Annotated in this window: 15 protein-coding genes; 6 read left to right on the top strand and 9 right to left on the bottom strand. The window is 62.3% G+C overall.

What is annotated here, in order from left to right; translation table 11 throughout:
- The first annotated feature begins 11 nt into the window (after positions 1 to 11).
- The 3 genes from NLY43_RS23995 to NLY43_RS24005 all read left to right on the top strand — a co-directional run bounded on the left by NLY43_RS23995 (position 12) and on the right by NLY43_RS24005 (position 2,120).
- A complete protein-coding gene (locus tag NLY43_RS23995; protein ID WP_023726509.1) occupies positions 12 to 281 on the top strand; it encodes a PilZ domain-containing protein in 270 nt (89 codons plus the stop codon).
- A 170-nt stretch (positions 282 to 451) separates the two neighbouring features.
- Positions 452 to 1,000: a dihydrofolate reductase family protein gene (locus NLY43_RS24000; protein WP_023710873.1), complete on the top strand. Its 549-nt coding sequence runs from the start codon at positions 452 to 454 to the stop codon at positions 998 to 1,000.
- A 685-nt stretch (positions 1,001 to 1,685) separates the two neighbouring features.
- Positions 1,686 to 2,120: a hypothetical protein gene (locus NLY43_RS24005; RefSeq protein WP_023671095.1), complete on the top strand. Its 435-nt coding sequence runs from the start codon at positions 1,686 to 1,688 to the stop codon at positions 2,118 to 2,120.
- A gap of 409 nt (positions 2,121 to 2,529) precedes the next feature.
- Here the strand turns inward: NLY43_RS24005 and NLY43_RS24010 are convergent, their stop codons facing one another.
- From NLY43_RS24010 to NLY43_RS24040, 7 genes are all read right to left on the bottom strand, one after another.
- A complete protein-coding gene (locus NLY43_RS24010; RefSeq protein WP_023710874.1) occupies positions 2,530 to 3,342 on the bottom strand; it encodes an SDR family NAD(P)-dependent oxidoreductase in 813 nt (270 codons plus the stop codon).
- Positions 3,339 to 4,328 (bottom strand): sugar phosphate isomerase/epimerase family protein, encoded by a 990-nt coding sequence (locus tag NLY43_RS24015; protein ID WP_023710875.1) that lies wholly within the window; start codon positions 4,326 to 4,328, stop codon positions 3,339 to 3,341. Before NLY43_RS24015 ends, NLY43_RS24010 begins: the two co-directional genes overlap by 4 nt.
- 26 nt (positions 4,329 to 4,354) lie before the next feature.
- Positions 4,355 to 5,122 carry an SDR family NAD(P)-dependent oxidoreductase gene (locus NLY43_RS24020; RefSeq protein ID WP_023710876.1) on the bottom strand — a complete coding sequence of 256 codons (768 nt, stop codon included), beginning with the start codon at positions 5,120 to 5,122 and terminating at the stop codon, positions 4,355 to 4,357.
- Positions 5,123 to 5,166: 44 nt separating this feature from the next.
- Positions 5,167 to 6,273, bottom strand: a complete 1,107-nt coding sequence (locus NLY43_RS24025) for an ABC transporter ATP-binding protein (protein ID WP_023686485.1) — start codon at positions 6,271 to 6,273, stop codon at positions 5,167 to 5,169.
- Positions 6,274 to 6,298: 25 nt separating this feature from the next.
- On the bottom strand, positions 6,299 to 7,204 hold the full coding sequence (locus NLY43_RS24030; protein WP_023671100.1) for a carbohydrate ABC transporter permease: 906 nt from the start codon (positions 7,202 to 7,204) through the stop codon (positions 6,299 to 6,301).
- Positions 7,197 to 8,132 (bottom strand): carbohydrate ABC transporter permease, encoded by a 936-nt coding sequence (locus NLY43_RS24035; protein WP_023710877.1) that lies wholly within the window; start codon positions 8,130 to 8,132, stop codon positions 7,197 to 7,199. Before NLY43_RS24035 ends, NLY43_RS24030 begins: the two co-directional genes overlap by 8 nt.
- An 81-nt stretch (positions 8,133 to 8,213) precedes the next feature.
- Positions 8,214 to 9,479 carry an ABC transporter substrate-binding protein gene (locus NLY43_RS24040; RefSeq protein WP_023710878.1) on the bottom strand — a complete coding sequence of 422 codons (1,266 nt, stop codon included), beginning with the start codon at positions 9,477 to 9,479 and terminating at the stop codon, positions 8,214 to 8,216.
- 145 nt (positions 9,480 to 9,624) lie between these two features.
- On the opposite strand from NLY43_RS24040, the gene NLY43_RS24045 reads away from it, so the two are divergent.
- A complete protein-coding gene (locus tag NLY43_RS24045) occupies positions 9,625 to 10,830 on the top strand; it encodes an ROK family transcriptional regulator (RefSeq protein WP_023713327.1) in 1,206 nt (401 codons plus the stop codon).
- 29 nt (positions 10,831 to 10,859) lie between these two features.
- Here NLY43_RS24045 and NLY43_RS24050 read toward each other — a convergent pair whose 3' ends face one another.
- Positions 10,860 to 11,939, bottom strand: coding sequence for an aminopeptidase (locus NLY43_RS24050; RefSeq protein WP_031199151.1), 1,080 nt, complete (start codon positions 11,937 to 11,939; stop codon positions 10,860 to 10,862).
- 200 nt (positions 11,940 to 12,139) lie between these two features.
- Positions 12,140 to 12,373 carry a hypothetical protein gene (locus NLY43_RS24055; RefSeq protein ID WP_023683168.1) on the bottom strand — a complete coding sequence of 78 codons (234 nt, stop codon included), beginning with the start codon at positions 12,371 to 12,373 and terminating at the stop codon, positions 12,140 to 12,142.
- A 185-nt stretch (positions 12,374 to 12,558) separates the two neighbouring features.
- Between NLY43_RS24055 and NLY43_RS24060 the strand changes: the two genes are divergently transcribed.
- Both NLY43_RS24060 and NLY43_RS24065 read left to right on the top strand, forming a co-directional pair.
- On the top strand, positions 12,559 to 14,559 hold the full coding sequence (locus NLY43_RS24060; RefSeq protein WP_023686481.1) for an AI-2E family transporter: 2,001 nt from the start codon (positions 12,559 to 12,561) through the stop codon (positions 14,557 to 14,559).
- A 129-nt stretch (positions 14,560 to 14,688) separates the two neighbouring features.
- The gene (locus NLY43_RS24065) at positions 14,689 to 14,847 is read left to right on the top strand and encodes a hypothetical protein (protein ID WP_023671107.1); all 159 of its coding nucleotides are present in this window, start codon (positions 14,689 to 14,691) and stop codon (positions 14,845 to 14,847) included.
- Positions 14,848 to 15,171: the final 324 nt, after the last annotated feature.

A 15,171-nucleotide genomic window follows, 5' to 3' on the forward strand; every position in this document is an offset into this window, starting at 1 on the left:
GGGATAAGGCAATGCCGGCTGACCCACCGATAGAGCGACGGTCGCATATCCGTGATCTTGTTCTGAAGGAAGCGACAATCCGCGTTGGCGACGCCAGTATCAATTGTCTGGTTTGTAACCAGCACGCCCACGGTGCGGAGCTGCGGGTGAAGGCCGATATCGCAATCCCCGACCGTTTCGTGCTTCACGTGCCGGTCGATCATACCAGCTATCGCGCCGTGGTGCGGTGGAGACGGAACGAGCGACTTGGGGTGCAGCTTGATTCGGGAAGGCAGGCGTAGAGGGCGATAGCCGGGACGGATGCAGGGTTGATGGGACAAGGCAGGGCTCGTTTGCGGCACGAACGCTTCTTTCTATGCTACTTGCGATTTGCAATCAGTTGCTATAGCGTCTGACTGCTTGCAAATTACAAGCGGTTAATCCGTGAACCGACTATGTGAAGGCGCTGCTTATGGCCAAACTTATCTTGGGAATGAACGTTTCCATCGATGGCTATGTCGATGACCTTGCCGGAAATCTGGTCATGGGCGCACCAAGCCAGAAGCACTTCGAGTACTGGATCGAGACGATTCGCAACCATACCGGCGCTGTGTATGGCCGCCGGATGTACGAGGTCATGCGCTATTGGGACGATGATCACGCGGAATGGGACGCTCCGCTTCGCCAGTTCGCGACACTCTGGCGCAAGCTGCCCAAATGGGTCGTTTCGCGCACACTTTCACGGGTAGGCCCAAACGCCACCCTCATCTCCGGCGATATTGAAGCGCAGATTCGCGAGATCGCGGCCCGCACGGAGGGTACCCTGAGCGTTTCCGGTCCGGAACTGGCCGGCCTTATGACCAGGCTGGGGCTGATCGAGGAGTATCACCTGCACGTGAGGCCGTTCGTGCTCGGCAAGGGCAAGCCTTTCTTCCACGAGGCAAGGCCTCCGCTGCAACTGGTGTCGAGCACATTGATCGATGACGATACGGTTCATATGATCTATGTGCCGCGAGGTTGAACGATAAGGCGCTTCAGCGCCAACATGCGAACCAAGCGCGAGAGGGCGTGGTCCCGGCCTTCGCACCGAGGTCTCACATGTCAGCTTGCGTGCTGGGTACCCAAGCAGCAGAGGGTCTGCTGTCGGCCGAAAATCTGCCGGTCAGCAATGCGCCCCATGCCGGTCAAAGAGGCCTTGCCGCCGTTCCTCCATAAGCAGACATTGCAGACCTACAAGGACATCGCTTTTACGCCCGAAGCGCCGCTTCGGTTGGTCCTTCAGTGACCTGGCGGCCCAAGGGCGTCGTCCTCCACCGCCCGCCCTCGTCCGCAACTCACCGTTGCCAGCGGCTCTGCTCCTGGCCTTCCCGCGATGACCGAGCGGGTAGTGAAACATCATGGTCAAGCCTGAAAAGCAAGGTCCAACCTAGCCGCCTTTCCAGGCCTGCGTCATCATCGTCCAGCAGTTCAGGATCCTGCGTGCGCCAGCCGGGTCCGTCGGGTCGGCCGGCCGCACAGTTTTTTTCATCCCGCTGGAACATTGGCGAAGGAATGCAGTTGGGGTCGCTGCAGATGCCGCCGCGTGGTGCCTGTGGGCGATTGGTGGCAACACCTGATCGGCCGCCGCTCCTTTACGAGGCGGCTTAGCGTGTGAGCCAATCCTGCAGCAAAGGCCTTGGGATTGGAACGACCAACAGGAGGCAGTCATGAAGCACCAGACACTCGATCAACTCCAGTCAGTCGCGGACATCAGTCCACTATCGCCGGCTCTGCTGGCTACAAGGACGCAACGGATAGAGCGGTGGGCGGAACTGCTCTATCGAAATCCGACGCGCTCCCTTGTGGCTCTCACCGGGACTGAGCATCTGCATCCCTCTGTCCGCGGAGAAGCGCGCGCGGTCGGATCGGCGATCAGTGTCGCCTTTGACGATCCACTGCTGCGTGCGTCGGGCATGCAATCGGATACCTACGGGGAAGCCAGACGCTTCTTCGAACTCTCCGATTGGCAGTTGCATGAGATCGTCTGCAGTTGCCACACCGGCGCCACCATGCAGGCTGGCTGGGCCGCCGGGCGTGTCCGCAGGGTCCTCAATGGGAGCAAGATATTGGCTTGGCTGAGAAAAGGATTCATGCCGCACTGAGACACAGCGCTTGCGCCTGAAGAAGCATGCAGGCTCCAGCAGAGATTGCGTCGGCTCCGCGAAGGCATGGCTGACCTCAATGGAGTAGGGCGGCCGAGTTGCTTGCGACTTCAGAAATGACGTTCACCATTGCTTAGTGGACCTCGTCAGGGTGATCGGCAAGTTCGTGAATAGCGAGTACCAGCGCCAGTTTCGACCAACCGGTCGGCAGCGCCCTCGTGACCAAGCGGGGTTACTTATCCTCGGTGCGTCACATGTGCGCTTCGTCAGCGGTATAGCCTGCCAATCCCTCCACAGCCGTTTTGACGCTGCGAAAAGCTCGAGGCGTGAGGGGGCAATTTAACCCAGGAATCCCGAAAACGGACCTTCCGCTTTCGGCCCCGAAATTGAAATCCGAGGCACCCCGCCATCACCCCGGAAAGATCGTAAACCCGCCATCGACGCGGAGCACCTGCCCATTGATAAATCGTGCGCGGGGGCCGGCTAGAAAGGCCACCGCCTCGGCGATCTCCTCCGGCTCGGCATAGCGGTTCAGCGACTTCTTGCTCGAATCCATGCGCTCCGGATCGACCGTGCGGGTCGCCTGGAAGCGTGCCGTCTTCGTGGCGCCTGGGCTGACCGCGTTGATGCGCACGCCGTCGTCGATCAGTTCCTTGGCGAGACAGCGCGTGTAATGCACGACCGCGGCCTTCAAGGTGGAGTAAACGACCTCGGGCGAGCAGCCGAGATGTGCCGCCGCGGAGGCGATGTTGATGACGGAGCCGCCGCCGCGCTGCTTCATCGGCGGCACGAAGGCCTGGCAGACCAGCATCGTGCCGATCAGATTGTTCTCGGTGAGCACGCGGATGTCGTCCAGTTCGATGTCGAGGGCGTTGTTCGGGTTCGGCTTGCCGCCCTTGGCGCCGATGTCGCCGCCAGCGCAATTGACCAGCACATGGACGTCGCCGAGATCGGCCTCGATCCTGCGCTTCATCTCGGCCACCGCCTTCTGGTCGCCAATGTTGCCGGTCACCGACGTGACCTTCGTGCCGTGCCGCTTCAGGCGCTCGACCACTTCGCCGAGATTGGCGAACTCGCCGTACTTCGCCGGCGCTTCCTCGTCCATGTCGTGGATCGCGACATTGGCGCCGAGTTCGGCCAGGCGCTCGGCCATCACGCGGCCGAGGCCACGGCCGGAGCCGGTTACGAAGGCGGTCAATCCATCGAGTTCACGTGCCGTCATCGGATATTCTCCATCAGTTTGCGCATGTTGGCGGCGCTGCGCCGGATCATGTCGAGCTCATAGGAAACCAGTGAGACGTCGGCTTCGCGCTCCCAAGGCGTGCGGTAGTCGGCATCGTCGGGCAGCCGGTTGCGCTGCGCGGCCGCCAGGCAGGCGGCAAATTCGCGTGCCGTCTTCTGCGGATAGCCGCGCCACCAGTCGTCGCTGAGATAGCGGACATGCCGGGCCTCTAAGGCGCCCGGTTCGAGAACGGCGGTCATGCGATCGTGGTGCTGGCCAAGAATGGCGAACAGCTTGGCAAACGGCACCGCACCGTCGCCGATGGCGCAGCGGATCAGCCGGTAACCTTCGGTCGTGAACTGCACGCGGTAATCCTTGAGGTGGACATGGCGGACATAGGGGGCGATCACCTTCGTAAAATCGAGCGGCGCTTCGCCGACCGGGAACGTGTTGCCGGTGTCGAAGGTGACGCCCACACTGTCACCACCGAGGGCGCAGAAATCGACGAGTTCCCGGCTGGTAAAGTCCTGGTGGTTTTCGATCGCAAGGACATACCCTTCGGTATTCGCGCGGGGACCCCATTCCACCAATCGCCCCCGAATGATGCCGGCGTACTCGCTCCATTTTGCGCCGGCGGCGTTGCGGTCGCCGCAGAGAACCGGCGTCAGCGCCGTCCGGATGATTTTGGCCTTGAGCAGGCGCGCGGCCCGAAACGCATCGTCGAGCGGTTCGCCCACCAGCAGGCCGCCGCTGACGACCGGCGTGATGCCAAGGCCGGCGAGCCGTTCGCGCAGCGCGATCACCGCGTCGTCGGAAAGCTCGCTCAGCCATGGCACCCAGATCTCCAGCACGCGCGCGCCGAGTTCGGTCGCGAGCGCGATGAAACCTTCGAGCCCCGCTGGCTGCGGATTGGCGCGTGGCGTGCCGCGGCCCTGGAGGCCGAGATGATAGGTCAGGCCGTAGGGGTTCAGGCCGACCTCGAGCATGAAGCGATCCTTTGAGTCAGGTGTGGTCATCTCAGGCCGGCATCCACGGTGATCGACTGCTTGGTGATCATGCGGCTGTCGTCGGCGGCGAGGAACAGCACCGTGCGCGCGATCTCCTCGCCGAGCAGAACCTTGCGGATCACCTGGCGCTGCACGACCTGGTCGACCGAACCTTCGGTCTTGTACCAAAGCTCCCGCTGCCGGTCGGTGATGACGGCGCCCGGCTCGATGGCGTTGACGCGGATGTTGTCGGGGCCAAACGCCCGCGCCAGCGCGAAGGTCAGCCCGACCACCGCAGCCTTGGCCGCCGCATAGGGGGCCATCTCTGACGCGCCGAAACGCCAGGCGATCGAGGAAAAATTGACGATCGAACCAAAGCCCACTTCCTTCATGTGCGGATGCACGGCCTGAGCGGCAAAGAAGTGGTGCCTGAGGTTCACATCCTGGGCATGGTCCCATGTCGCCTGGGTCACGTCGGCGACCGGCTGGCGATTGTCATCGGCGGCGTTGTTGACCAGCACCGCGACAGGCCCTAGGCGGTCGCGCACCGTGCCGATCGCGGCCTGGAGGGCGGGGATATCGGTCACATCGCAGCGCAGGAACAGGGGCGCGTGCGCTGCCGCGGCGGCGAGTTCCCGCGCGAGCGCCTCGCCGGCCTCCTGCTGCAGATCGAGAAACGCCACTCGTGCGCCATTGGCGGCGAAGGCGCGGACCGTGTCGGCGCCGATGCCCGACGCACCGCCGGTGATCAGCACGACACGCTCGGACAGGCTCGGATAGGTGGCGAAGGACAAGGCGGAACTCTTTTCAGATCAGGCTTCGGTCAGATCGGGTCAGATCAGATCAGGCGTTGGGTCGTCGGGTCGAACAGGCAGGCACGCGCCATGTCGATGCCGAGCGTCACCGTCTCGCCCATAAGCGGCGTGCCGTCGGGGTCGAAACGGCCGGTGATCTCCTTGCCGCCCAGGCGCAGGACGGCCATGGTCTCCGCGCCTGTCGGCTCGACCAGTTCGACCACTGCATCGATCTGCGCGATGCCCGGCTTGCGGCGCGCAAGGTCGGGATCGAAGCGGTAGATGTGCTCGGGACGGATGCCGAGCACGAGCTGTCGCGGCGTGTCGGATGGGAGCGCCTGGACGATCGGCAGGCTGGCCGTCTTGCCGTCGGCGGTCTGCAGGACAACAGTGCGGCGACCGCCTTCCTGGCTCAGTTCGGCGGCCAAAAAATTCATCGCCGGCGACCCCATGAAGCCGGCGACGAACATGTTGGCCGGACGATTGTAGATCGTGGCGGGATCGTCGAATTGCTGGACCTCGCCCTGATGCATCACGGCGATGCGCGACGCCAGCGTCATCGCCTCGACCTGGTCGTGGGTGACGTAGACGGTGGTCTTGCCGACGCGGTGATGCAGCTTCTTGATTTCGGTGCGCATGTCGACGCGCAGCTTGGCATCGAGATTGGAGAGCGGCTCGTCGAACAGGAACAGTTTGGGATCGCGCACCAGCGCCCGGCCCATGGCGACGCGCTGGCGCTGGCCGCCCGAAAGCTGTCCGGGCTTGCGCCCTAGCAGCGGTTCGATCTGCAGGAAGGCGGCAACCCGCTTGACGGCCTCGTCCTGCTGCGGCTTCGGGACGCGGCGGCTTTCCATGCCGAAGGTGATGTTCTCGCGCACCGTCATCGTCGGGTACAGGGCATAGGACTGGAACACCATGGCGATGTCGCGGTCCTTCGGCGCCACCGAATTGACCAGCCGCCCGTCGATGCGGATCTCGCCGGAGGTAACGGATTCGAGCCCGGCGATCATCGCCAGCAGAGTGGACTTGCCGCAGCCGGACGGTCCGACCAGCGCGATGAACTCGCCGTTCCGCGCTTCGAGATCGATGCCCTTCAGCACCTCGACCGCGCCGAAGTTCTTGCGCAGCGATCGGATGATCAATGTCGACATGCAATGCCCTTCACTTGATCGCGCCTCATTTGATGGCACCTTGCGTCAGGCCTCGCACAAAATACTTGCCGCCGAAGAGATAGATCAGCAGCGGCGGCAGCGCGCCGATCAGCACGGCGGCGCTCATGACATCGTAGGCGCGCACATTGGTGCCGCTTGCCGTCAGCGCGACGAGCGCTGCCGTGATCGGCTGTTGCTGCCCGGAGGTGAAGACGACGCCGAACAGATATTCGTTCCAGATGCCGGTGAACTGCCAGATCACCGTGACGATCAGGATCGGTGAGGAGAGCGGCAGAATGATCTTGCGGAAGATGCGCCAGAAGCCGGCGCCGTCGATGCGCGCCGCCTTGATCAGGTCGTCGGGGATGCTGACGTAGTAGTTGCGGCAAAACAAAGTGGTGAACGAAATGCCCTGGATAACGTGGATGAGGACGAGCCCGTAGACCGAATTGCTGAGGCCGAGATTGCCGAGGATGAACGCCCACGGCATCAACGAAATCTGGCCCGGAATGAAGACGCCGAGCAGCATGCAGGTGAACAAAGCTTCCGAACCTCTGAAGCGCCATTTCGACAGGATGTAACCGTTCATCGCGCCGACCGCCGTCGAGATGATCGTGGCCGGGATCGTCATCTTCAGGGAGTTGTAGAAGTTGCGCTGCATGCCCTCGCAGGTGCCGCCGATGCAATAGGTGCTCCAGGCCTGGCCCCAGGCATCGAGGCGGAAGCTGCGCGGCAGCGAGATCAACCCGTTGCGCGCGATCTCCTGCTGGTCGCGGAATGAATTCAGCACCACCACCAGCAACGGGACCAGGTAGATCGCCGCGAAGACGACCAGCAGCCCATAGATGGCGAAGCGGGTGAGAAAATGCCGGCGCGACGCGACTGCGGCAGCGCGACGGTCGAGCGACTGGTCCAGGGAGACGTCAGCCATGGCCGGCTTCCTTGCGCCGGCGCCAGACCACCCAGAATGAATAGGGCACCAGCACCACGGCAACAGCGGCATGCATCATGATGGCGGCGGCCGCACCTTCGCCGATCTGGCCGCGTTGGAACATCAGGTCATAGACGTAGATGGCGGGGAAGGTGGTCGAGATCCCCGGGCCGCCTTTGGTCAGGGCCGCCACGAGGTCGAAGGTCTTGATGGCGAACTGGATCTGGATGACGGCGACCGCCAGGAAGATCGGCGCAATGGTTGGCAGAAGCACCTTGCGATAAATGCGGAACGTCGATGCGCCGTCGATCTGCGCGGCCTTGACGAGGTCCTGATCCATCGAGCGCAGGCCGGCCAGGAACAGCGCCATGGCAAAGCCCGAGGCCTGCCAGACACCGGTGATGATCACCGCGTAGATCGCATAGTGCCGGTCGCTGGCGAGTGCGAAACTGAAGCTCGCCCAGCCGAAACCGCGCACCATGGCCTGGATGCCGTCGGTCGGATTGTAGAGCCAGCTCCAGACCGTGCCGGTGACGATGAAGGAGACGGCCAGCGGATAGAGGAAGATCGTGCGCCAGGCCGCTTCGCCGCGCACGCGCTGGTCGATCAGGATCGCCAGCAGCAGTCCCACCGCCATCGAGCCGACGATGTAGAAAGCGCTGAAGAAAAACAGGTTGTTGTAGGCGATGTTCCAGCGCCGGTTCGCCCACAGCGACGCGTAGTTCTCGAGGCCGACGAAGCCGTAGGTCGGCAGCAGCGAGGAGTTGGACAGCGAGATATAGAGCGTCCAGCCGGTGAACACGAAGACGTAGACGAAGCTCGCCACGAGAGAGGGGCCGAGCACCAGCAAGGGCATCGCGGAGCCCAGCCGCTCGCGCCAGGGGCGGGCGGGCGTCGGGACCGACAGGATCAGGTCGTGATTTGACATTCAGAGCACGGAAATTGGCAGAGCACGGGACTGGAAGGGAGGACGGCCGGGCGGATAGGCATCGCGCCCGGCCATTCCCGTCTATTTCTGTGCTTCCGCCGCGTCGGCCATCGCATTGGCGCCATCCTCGGGCGACATGTCCGGTGTCGCCACGAACTCGGTAATGGAGTCCATGATCGCGCCGCGCATCTTCTGCGGGATGGTCATGTTGTGCGCCATCGAGCGGACCAGCGTGCCGTCCTTGATCGAAGCCTGCAGATCCTTCTGCGAGAGCTGCTGGCACGGATTGAAGCCCTTCGACAGATCGATATCCAGGCGTGCAGGGATCGAGCCCTTGGCCTGGTTGAAGACCGTCTGGAAGTCGGGCGACAGGATCAGGCTGGCCAGCAGCTTCTGGCCGTCGATGTAATCCTGGTCCTTCTGCTTGAAGAACACGACCGAGTCCGAGTTGAGGATGAAGCCGGGTTTGCCCCAATCGGTCGGCGCCTGGGCGCAGACATAGTCGGTGCCTTCCTTGAAGCCGGCGGCGGTCAAAAGGCCGATCGTCCAGTCGCCCATGATGTGGAACGCCGCGTCGCCCTTGCCGACCAGCGCCGACATCGAATCCCAGTCGCGGCCGACCATGCCCGGATCCATGTATTTGCTCGTCATCAGGCGCATCTGCGTGAAGGCCTTGACCATTCCCGGGCTGCGCATGGACTCGACATCGCCTTCCACAAAGGCCTTACGGTAGAGATCGATGTCCTGGCCGTAGAGCACGACCTCGAACACCGTCGAATCCGTCCAGTCGGCGGTCGAATGCGAGATGCAGATCTTGCCTGTGGCGACGATCTTGTCGCAGGCGGCATTGAACTCGGCCCAGGTCTTGGGCATTTCCGCCACGCCGGCCGCCTGCATGACCTTGGGCGAGGCCCAGAGCCAGTTGATGCGGTGGATGTTCATGGGCGCGGCGACCCATTTGCCGGTCGGCTTCATCACCGGAAGCAATTCCGGCGCCACCACTTTCTCCCACCCTTCCGAGGCCGCCAACTCGTCGAGATCGGCGGTCATGCCGGTCTCGTTCCATTCGGCGATCTCGGGGCCCTTGAGCTGCACGGCAGGCGGGGCATTGCCGGCGATCACGTCGGCGCGCAGCTTGGCCAGCGTATTGGCGGTGTGGCCGGCGATCGAGGTCTGTTCCCATTTGCCGCCCTTGGCGGTGAACATCTCGCCGAGCTTGGCGATCGCCTGGGCGTCCGATCCGGTCGCCCACTGGTGCAAAAGGTTGGTCTTGGGTTCGGCGAAGGCTGTTCCGGCGAAAAATGTGCACGCAGCAGCGGCCGCAAGCGCGGTCATGACGGACTTCATCGTTTCACTCCCATATCGTGTTGCACGGTTCGTCTCGACCGCTTATGGCCGCGGTTTGAAGCCGCCGCCGGCGAGATGCGTCAATCTCGAGTTCTTTCCAAGATGACATATTGGAGCTATCAGTCAACGATGTTTATGTTGAGCCATGACAAAACCTTCGCTTAGAACCTGGCTGATCGACAGACCCTCCGCGTCGCCGGAGAGCATGATCGTGCGCTGCCTGAGCGAGCGCGGCGCACTCTCCGCGTTGCAGATCGCACGCGCCACCGGTCTGGCGCGCTCGACGGTGTCAACCGCGCTTAACGGCTTGAAAAGGTCTGGAATGGTGATCGAAGCCCCGACCAGCCGCGACGGCATCAGAGGCATCGGCAGGCCAGCCGCGGCGGTGACGCTCAATCCGACAGCGGGCACCTGCGTCGGCATTCACCTGGCTCTTCAGCAGATACGGCTCATCGTCGCCGATGTCTCGCATTCCGTCATTGCCGAACAAAATATTCCAATGGCGCTGGACTACCAGCCGCAACAGGCGGCCCAGGCGGTCAAATCGGCAATTGCCCAATCTTACAGGGAAAATGGTCTGCCGATGGCGGGGCTCCTGGGGGTTGGTGTCTCCGTCTCCGGCCCTGTCAGCCGCGATGGAGTGGTGCTGCGCGCAAGCATGGTTCCAACATGGGCCGGCGTCAACATACGAGATGTGTTCGGACCCGTCCTGGAACAGCCGATCTTCGCCGACAACGAGAGCAACTGCGCGGCCATTGCCGAGCTGATGTGGGGCGCGGCCGTAGGCCAGGACGATTTCGTCCTGTTCAAGATCGATCTGGGTGTCGGCGGCGCCATAGTCCAGCATGGCCGGCTGGTGACGGGCGTCGCCGGCGGCGCTGGCGAATTCGGGCACATCAGCATCGATCCCGGCGGCGACCTTTGCCGCTGCGGCAATCGCGGATGCCTGGAGCTCTACGCGAGTTTTGCCCGGCCGCTGGAACAGATTTCGCGTGTCGTTGGGCGGCAAGTCACCATGGACGATGTCATCGCCATGGCCGAGCAGGGCGACGTCAGGGCGTTGCGGATGATCGAGGATACCGCCGAGATCGCCGGCCGGGGTCTCGGCCTGATCGGCTCGGTGCTCAATCCGCCGCTTATCATCATCGGCGGCCACATGGCTTTGGCAGGGGACATTCTGTTGACGCCGCTGATCGCGTCCTATGAACGCCACACGCTGATCAAGTCCCGGGATGTCGCTCCCGCGCTGCGCACGCGCATCATCGTTGGCAGGCACACCGAGAACGATGCCTTGCTGGGCGCGGTCGGCCTCGTTTTGAGACACCAGACGAAGGAACTGTCGCTGGGGTGATCGTCAGGACCAGCCTGTGCTTGTTCAAGTCAATTGCACGTGTCCGCAGCCTTGAGCGCTTCGGCGCGTGACGATTTGGGCAAATCCGCGATCCGCCGGACAGAAGCGTAAAACCTTGGATAGTCGCCCGAACACAGGTCGAACAAGCGAAGAAAGGCCGGAACCTGTTCACCGTAGACAGAAGTTGCCGCGAGCTTGGCGTTGTTGATCGGGGCAGCGAACCAGGCGTCGTATCCCCGGTATCCCGCCCAGTGCTTGTCGCGCATCTGCCGGTAGCGCGCCCGCAACCGGTCGATGGTTGCTGCCTTGGCGGCCGCCATCTTTTCCGGGGTGCGGGGACTACCATAGACCTGCCTTAGCTCGTCGCGCGTCTTCGCCACCAGTCCAAGAAAATCGGCGCTGCGCTTGCGATCGGCTTCGTAGCGGCGCAATCCGGCCCGGTCGCCGGCGGCGCGGAGCCATTTCCTGACGCCGCTGGTTTCGACGGCAACGGCGAACGCCTCGTTGAATGCGGAATCGCCATCCACATAGAGGCGCTGATGCGCCAGTTCATGAAAAACAAGGCTTGCGAGATAGGTGTCGTCCTGACGCAGCATGGTGCTCAGCAGCGGGTCACTGGACCAGCCAAGCGTGGAATAGGCGGTGACGCCCGAGACATAGACGTCCAGGCCTTGTCTTTGAAGCTCGACAGCGCTTTCAGCCGCGGATTTCCGGGAGAAATAACCCCGGTATGGAACGCAGCCGAAAACCGGAAAGCACCATGTTCGTGGCGCAAGCGAGAATTGCGGCGCGGCAAAAACGGCCCAGGTCACGGCATCGCGATGGATGTCGACATAGCTGCGGTAGCTGCTGTTCTCGGGCAATGCCAGCTCATCTGTCGCAAACCTTCTTATGGCGCTGGCCGACGTCAATTTGGCGCGCAATGCTTCAGGCGTCGAAGGATCACGGATGAGTTTTGCAATATTTTTGCGGGCGGCCATGATCTGCGTGTGACCCTGCAACGACTGCGCGTAGTAGGAAATGCTCGTGCAGCCGGTCGCCCCGGACGCGATGATCGCCGCGGCAAGCATCTGAAGAACGCGCTTCACTGTTTGCCCACCCTTGCCCATCTCCCCATGCAGCAAACGTCCTGGTCCACCTCAAACAGGAGGCACCGGTTTCCGTCAAGAGCTGCAGGGGCAGGGGGTGACACCGACCTGGGCAGGGCAAGGCGGCCATTCGATCTAGGATTGACGAAAGTCCACCGCAGGGCGGAGCGGGCGAGATACGGACCGTCCGTCGAGACGCGGTTCCCCCAAGCTGCCGCGCGCTACTGGTCCGAAAACCTGACGCTCACGCCGCGCTGGCGAAAATAAGCCTGCATCAACTTACGGCCCGAGCGGTTGTTCTGGGCCAATTTGGCCGGATTGAACACCGCCTGTTTTGCGCCCTCTCGTGTCAGCGCAGCCTTGAGCTCCGCGATATGGGCGTCGATGTCGGCATTGTCCGCCCGCAGCGAGGCATAGATACTTTCGGTCGCTTCAGCCACAGTCGGTTCGCTCACAGATGTCGTCCTTTGGTTGGTTGGGCGGCGGCTTTACCACAGATTTGCGGCTCCGACGATATCGACTGAACCGTCAGAGCACAGCGCCCAGGGCGCAAAACCGCAAAACGTATGTATTCGGCCCTGCTAAACATTGCCCGGCAGGCGAATGGGTCTAACTATCGCTAGGAAACGGGGGGAATCACGTGGCTGCCAATCGTCGAAACGACATCTCATCGTCCGAGCGAGGGCTAGGACGGATTCTTGCGGCAGGCAATGCCCATCCGCGCACAGCTCTGCCTACCGTGGCAACCATCGTCACGACAGTAGCTGCGCTGTATTTCGGTCGTGAGGTGTTCCTTCCCATTGCCATCGCGCTGCTTTTGACCTTTGCGCTGGTGCCGATGGTCTCCGCACTGAAGCGTGTCGGCTTGCCTCGGCTGCCCGCAGTGCTTCTGAGCGTGATTGGCGCATTCGCGGCCCTGGGCCTGTTCAGCTTCATTGTTGCGACCCAGGTAAGCGAGCTTGCTCAGAACATTTCCGTCTACCAGACAAACATTCTGACCAAGGTACGTTCCCTCAAGGAGACGGGCGTTGGTGGCGGCATAATTGCCAGGCTGAGCGGGGTGATCGAGCGTGTCGGTCAGGAGATCGACAAGCAGGATGTGGCGCCGCCTGCGGCCGACAAGCCCCGGCGCGAGCCTGTTCCCGTCGAGATCGTCGCCCGCGAGAGACCTCTGGAGGTATTGCAGAACATCATCGGACCGTTGATCAGCCCGCTGGCATCAGCTGGCCTGATCATCATCGTCGTCATCTTCATGTTGCTTGAGCGCGAGGATCTGCGCGACCGGTTTATCCGCCTCGTCGGCTATGGCGACCTCCATCGCACAACGCAGGCATTGCAGGATGCCGGCAAACGGGTTGGCCGCTATCTGATCATGCAATTGGTGGTCAATATCGTCTACGCGATACCAATCGCAATTGGCCTTTGGGTGCTCGGCATTCCCAACGCGCTGCTGTGGGGGTTGCTGGCACTGGCGCTGCGCTTCGTTCCCTATATCGGCCCTGTTATCGGCATGCTGCTGCCCTTGTTTCTGGCCTTGGCGGTTGCGCCCGGCTGGTCGCTGGTGCTGTGGACCGCCGCACTGTTTGTCGTCATGGAATTGGTAACCGGCAACGTCATCGAACCGTGGCTCTATGGCTCGCGCACGGGACTTTCTCCTTTGGCAATCATCGTTGCGGCAATTTTCTGGACATGGTTGTGGGGGCCGCTCGGCCTGGTCCTTTCGACGCCGCTGACAGTTTGCCTCGTCGTCCTCGGGCGACATGTTCCGCAGTTCGAATTTCTCGACGTCCTGTTTGGCAACGAGCCCGTCCTTGAATCTCACGCCCGGCTCTATCAACGGCTCCTGGCCGGCGATCCCGACGAGGCCACTGACCATGCCGAGGAGATCCTCGAGGAGAAGTACCTGATCGATTTCTACGACACTGTCGCCATTCCTGCTCTCCTGTTGGGCGAGCAGGACCGCATGCGTGGCGTGATGGGCGATCAACAGCGAAGGCAGGTGGCGGCGAGCGCCCAAATTCTTGTGGCAAATCTTGCCGACGATGCACAGGAAGAGGCAAGCGAGGAAGATGCGCCGGCAACCACCGCGGAAGGGAGCGCGAGCAGGGAAACAGATGGCGTCGAAGAGGAAGAGATCGAGCTGCCCGACGGCAAGGACATGTCGGTGCTTTGTGCCGGCGGTCGCGGCGAACTCGACGATGCCGCTGCCGCCATGCTCGCTCAGGTGCTGGAGGTGCAAGGTGCTACGGTGGCGAAGGCCAGTTTTGTCGATATGGAGCCGGCAGGTATTCGTCGTCTCGAACTAGAGGCGATCGACACCGTCGTGGTCGGTTTCCTGAACCGGGATTCGCTCAAGCATGCCCGCTTTCTGGTCCGGAGACTGAAGCGCGCCAAGGCAGGTTTGAGAATTGGGATTGTGTTCTGGTCAGACGCGGAGCAGGGCGATGTCGGGCAAGAAAGGCAAGCTTTGGCCGCCGACATCAGCGCCGATTTCGTAGCGCACGGCATGGTCAACGCTGTGCTTGGCGCACTTTCTCCAGCGCCGGCCGTTCCCCTCAAAGTCGTTTCGAAACGCCGCGATCGACGCCGTCCGGCCCCTCGAAAACGGATCCCGGCCCAGGCAACGGCCGCAACAGCCTAGCCGCACCGCCATGTCTCAGATTGCCGCGCCGGCGCTGGAATGCCTGGTGCGACGGCAAGATCGTCCCCACTCGCAAACCATGGAACAATCTCGCGGCCTTGCGGTTCCTAACATCGAAGGAGAACCCCCATGCTTAGATTCCTTATCCGCCTCGGCGCGATCTACGCGGCGTTCCAGATCGGCCGAGAGTTCGGCCGCAAGGAGACCGAAATCATGCTCCTGCCGCCGCCCGTTGACTACGAGCGGCAACCGACGTCAAGAAACGAAACCGATTTCGGAGAGGCATAGGACCGGTCAATCTGTCTGGTCGATCTGGCCCATGCTGGCGCCGTCCCTGCGCGGGGCGCTTTATCGTACGAACGGACCCGGCCACTTGGCTGTTGCCAGGATCGTTTCTGGCAACGCAATAATTGAGCCGCTATCTCTGTCGCTCAAACGCGGCACAGCGAGGTTGACCGTGCGTCGAAGAATGAGTCTCAGATCCTGGCGTTGAGCCGATGGAGAAGGCATGATCAGCACGGGCAAGGACGAGCACAACCCTAAGAAAGTGGAAGGGAATGAAGCACTGGTGCTGTCAACTGCCAAAGAGACCGGCATCACCGAGGATCAAGC

Origin of the sequence: Mesorhizobium sp. C416B (genome assembly GCF_030323165.1) — a bacterium.
Classification (GTDB): domain Bacteria; phylum Pseudomonadota; class Alphaproteobacteria; order Rhizobiales; family Rhizobiaceae; genus Mesorhizobium.

Bases quoted from the DNA above. Each gene is read 5' to 3' on its own strand.
- NLY43_RS24035 (WP_023710877.1), bottom strand. From the start codon at position 8,132: ATGTCAAATCACGACCTGATCCTGTCGGTCCCGACGCCCGCCCGCCCC.
- NLY43_RS24000 (WP_023710873.1), top strand. From the start codon at position 452: ATGGCCAAACTTATCTTGGGAATGAACGTTTCCATCGATGGCTATGTC.
- NLY43_RS24010 (WP_023710874.1), bottom strand. From the start codon at position 3,342: ATGACGGCACGTGAACTCGATGGATTGACCGCCTTCGTAACCGGCTCC.
- NLY43_RS24015 (WP_023710875.1), bottom strand. From the start codon at position 4,328: ATGCTCGAGGTCGGCCTGAACCCCTACGGCCTGACCTATCATCTCGGC.
- NLY43_RS24045 (WP_023713327.1), top strand. From the start codon at position 9,625: ATGACAAAACCTTCGCTTAGAACCTGGCTGATCGACAGACCCTCCGCG.
- NLY43_RS24030 (WP_023671100.1), bottom strand. From the start codon at position 7,204: ATGGCTGACGTCTCCCTGGACCAGTCGCTCGACCGTCGCGCTGCCGCA.
- NLY43_RS24005 (WP_023671095.1), top strand. From the start codon at position 1,686: ATGAAGCACCAGACACTCGATCAACTCCAGTCAGTCGCGGACATCAGT.
- NLY43_RS24050 (WP_031199151.1), bottom strand. From the start codon at position 11,939: ATGGGCAAGGGTGGGCAAACAGTGAAGCGCGTTCTTCAGATGCTTGCC.
- NLY43_RS24025 (WP_023686485.1), bottom strand. From the start codon at position 6,273: ATGTCGACATTGATCATCCGATCGCTGCGCAAGAACTTCGGCGCGGTC.
- NLY43_RS24065 (WP_023671107.1), top strand. From the start codon at position 14,689: ATGCTTAGATTCCTTATCCGCCTCGGCGCGATCTACGCGGCGTTCCAG.
- NLY43_RS24040 (WP_023710878.1), bottom strand. From the start codon at position 9,479: ATGAAGTCCGTCATGACCGCGCTTGCGGCCGCTGCTGCGTGCACATTT.
- NLY43_RS23995 (WP_023726509.1), top strand. From the start codon at position 12: ATGCCGGCTGACCCACCGATAGAGCGACGGTCGCATATCCGTGATCTT.